The 2,792-nt window shown below is 71.8% G+C and carries 2 protein-coding genes and 2 pseudogenes; 1 reads left to right on the top strand and 3 read right to left on the bottom strand.

Features of this window, described 5'->3' with window-relative positions; translation table 11 throughout:
* Window positions 1-32 precede the first annotated feature (32 nt).
* Both RIM90_RS31355 and RIM90_RS31350 read right to left on the bottom strand, forming a co-directional pair.
* Window positions 33-158: pseudogene (locus RIM90_RS31355) on the bottom strand (transposase); the annotation flags it as partial.
* A 196-nt stretch (window positions 159-354) separates the two neighbouring features.
* Window positions 355-1,002, bottom strand: a complete 648-nt coding sequence (locus RIM90_RS31350; protein ID WP_309064122.1) for a hypothetical protein — start codon at window positions 1,000-1,002, stop codon at window positions 355-357.
* A gap of 433 nt (window positions 1,003-1,435) precedes the next feature.
* On the opposite strand from RIM90_RS31350, the gene RIM90_RS31345 reads away from it, so the two are divergent.
* Entirely contained in the window at window positions 1,436-2,557 is a 1,122-nt protein-coding gene (locus RIM90_RS31345) for an epoxide hydrolase (RefSeq protein ID WP_309064121.1), read from the top strand.
* Window positions 2,558-2,585: 28 nt separating this feature from the next.
* Here RIM90_RS31345 and RIM90_RS31340 read toward each other — a convergent pair.
* A pseudogene (locus tag RIM90_RS31340) lies at window positions 2,586-2,792 on the bottom strand (hypothetical protein); the annotation flags it as partial.

Below are 2,792 nucleotides of genomic sequence, written 5' to 3'. Positions count from 1 at the left end.
TGGGCATGCCTGGCCGCCGCCGGCCCGCTGGCCTATCCGGCGCGGGTGAGGTTGTGCATCGTGGCGACGCCGAGCATGGCGTGGCGGACGCCGTCGCCTTTGAGGCGGCAGTCGCGGAGGATCTTCCAGGTCTTCATGCGGGCGAAGACGTGCTCGACGCTCGTCCCAGTCCCCTACTGGCGATCTGACCGCACCGACCCGACCCCCGAAGTCATCGCCGAACACGGCGGTCTCGCCCGCGAGCCGTGACCGCGCCATGATGCCGTGATGCCGTGACGTGAAGTGCCGCGACCGCCTTCGGGGTTCGGCGTAGATCCCGCGCTGCGGCATCCGGCTGAGAAGCGTCGGGGACGCCTACCGCCGCCGGCTCCGCGGCATCAGACCCGTTCGGCGGGCCAGTTCGTCTTCCACTCCGATGCCACGGCGCTTGCCCGGCGTTGAACGGACGACGTAGCGGAAGGGCAGCCCTCCCGGTTCGGCGACCATGCCACCGAACCGGGTGTCGCCGGCGAACCACACCCGGTCCGCCGGGCGGGGGCCACGCGGGGCGGGCCCGTCCCAGCCATCCGCGGGGACGGGGAACGAGCAGTGGCTCTGGCCGTCCGGCTGGAGCAGCACCACCCGCCCGTCCGTTCCCCAGCGACGGCCCTGGGCCCGCTCCCCCTCCGCGGCGACCACTCGGACGTCCTGTGTCCGCACGGGCCAGACCTGCCAGGCGTAGGTGGACATCACCAGCCGTTCCCGGCGCCGCGCCCGGCGCCACAGCAGCGTCAGGGCGGCCGTGGCCGCGATGACGGGAGCCAGGCAAGCGGTGGTGACCAAGCCCGGTGCCGAGCCGGGACCGGCCACGGAAAGGACGGCCACCAACAGCAGCGCTTCGGCGGTCAGCGCCAGGACACCCCACCGGAGGCCTCGCTCACGTCGCCGCAGGACGGCCTCGACGCCCGGGGTGTCCACCGCCACGCCCGGCAGCACCTCGTAGCCGTACTCCTCAGCGATCATCACGTTTCCCCTCCCGGAACGGCCGCGGTGCGGCGGTTCGCCGGCCGTCCGCGCGACCCGCGGAGCTCGAGCGGCGGCTCTCGGGCATCCACAGCGACCAGAGCCTAATGGCAGAGCCCGGCCACTGGTGCCTGCCGATGGGGGCAGGGTGAGGATCGCGGCACTTCACGGGTCGGCCGTCTTCGTCTCCTCGGTTGCTGTGCCGCATGGTCCACATGTGGACGCGTCCGTGGAGGGTGCGCGGCGGAACGGACCGGATCAGGTACGTCGCGGGACTGGCAAGGGACGAACCGGGCTTCGCCCCGGTCCGCAGCTGAGGGGTCGATCGTCTCGGTATGCGCCCTCCGGGGCAGACGCCTCCCAGACAGCGTTCCGAGCATCACCGGGATGTGGACTCGAGACACGCTTCAGACGAACGAGAGGACGACCGAGCATGATCAGCACGGAACGGGCCGCTGCCCCTGTCGTGGAGCAGTCGGTGCTCGACGACCTGCGCCTGCGCCTGCGCGGCTACCGCCGGGTCGACGTCCCCACCGGGTTCGGATGGGCGCGCGGTGTCGACGGCGACTACCTCGCGGACCTCATCTCCTCCTGGGCCCACTCCTACGACTGGCGCGAGCACGAAGCCCGGCTCCGCGCCCTGCCCTGGGTCCTCGCCGGCCGGGACGACGCGCCGGTGCGGGCGATCCATCTGCGGGCGGCGCGCGCCGACGCGGTGGCGGTGCTGCTCCTGCACGGGTGGCCCGACTCCGTCCTGCGGTTCGAGAGGGTCTGGCCCCTGCTGTCCGACCTGCACGTGGTCGTCCCGGCCCTGCCCGGCTTCCCGTTCGCCGCACCGGTCGCCCGCCGCGGCATGTCGTCCGGGGACATGGCCGAAGCGGTCGCGAGCGCGATGAGCGTACTCGGCTACGAGCGCTACGTCGTGTCCGCCGGTGATGTGGGCTGCGACGTCGCCGAGGCACTGGCCGCCGCTCACCCCGACCGCGTCGCCGCCCTGCACCTGACGGACGTGTCGCAGTACCGCTTCCTGGTGGACCCGCCGACGGACCTGTCCGACGCGGAGCGGGCGTACGTCCGGCACGGTCATCACTGGCAGGCCACGGAGGGCGGTTACATGCACGAACAGGCCACCAAGCCGCACACGTTGGCGGTGGCACTCGGTGACTCGCCCGCGGGTCTGGCCGCTTGGATCGTGGAGAAGCTGCGGGCATGGACCGACTGCGGTGGAGACGTGGAAAGGGTGTTCACCCGGGACGAGTTGCTCACGTGGATCACCGCGTACTGGGTCAGTGGTGCCATCGGCACCTCCTTCACCCCCTACGCCGAGAGCGGGCCGAAACCGGCCGGGCGCATCGACGTCCCCACGGCTTTCACGATCTTCCCGAAGGACCTCGTCAACGCGCCCCGCGAGTTCGCGGCACGCTTCTTCGACGTCCGGTCCTGGACGGATGAGCCCGCCGGTGGTCACTTCGCGGCCTGGGAGTGCCCGTCGGAGTACGCCACCGGGGTCCGCACGGCGGTGGACCTGGCGAGGCGGGGGGCTGGGTCCCCGTGATCCTGTTCGCCCGGTCGGCGGCGCCGCTTCAGGCGGTGGAGCCGGTGGATGCCTCGCCCTCACGCGTTTCGAGCAGACTGCTCACCAACTGACGGGCGTAGGGGGTTTCCAGCCCTTCCGGGCGGAAGAGGATGCGGTACATCATCGGGGCGACGACCTTGTCGATCACCGTCTCGACGTCGGGTGTCGTCTCCCCCGGGCCCGTGCCCGGGTGAGGACGACGTCGATCTGCTCG

Origin of the sequence: Streptomyces sp. (genome assembly GCF_031181555.1) — a bacterium.
GTDB classification, from domain to species: Bacteria; Actinomycetota; Actinomycetes; order Streptomycetales; family Streptomycetaceae; genus Streptomyces; species Streptomyces fimbriatus.
This window is presented reverse-complemented; position numbering and strand designations above follow the sequence as displayed.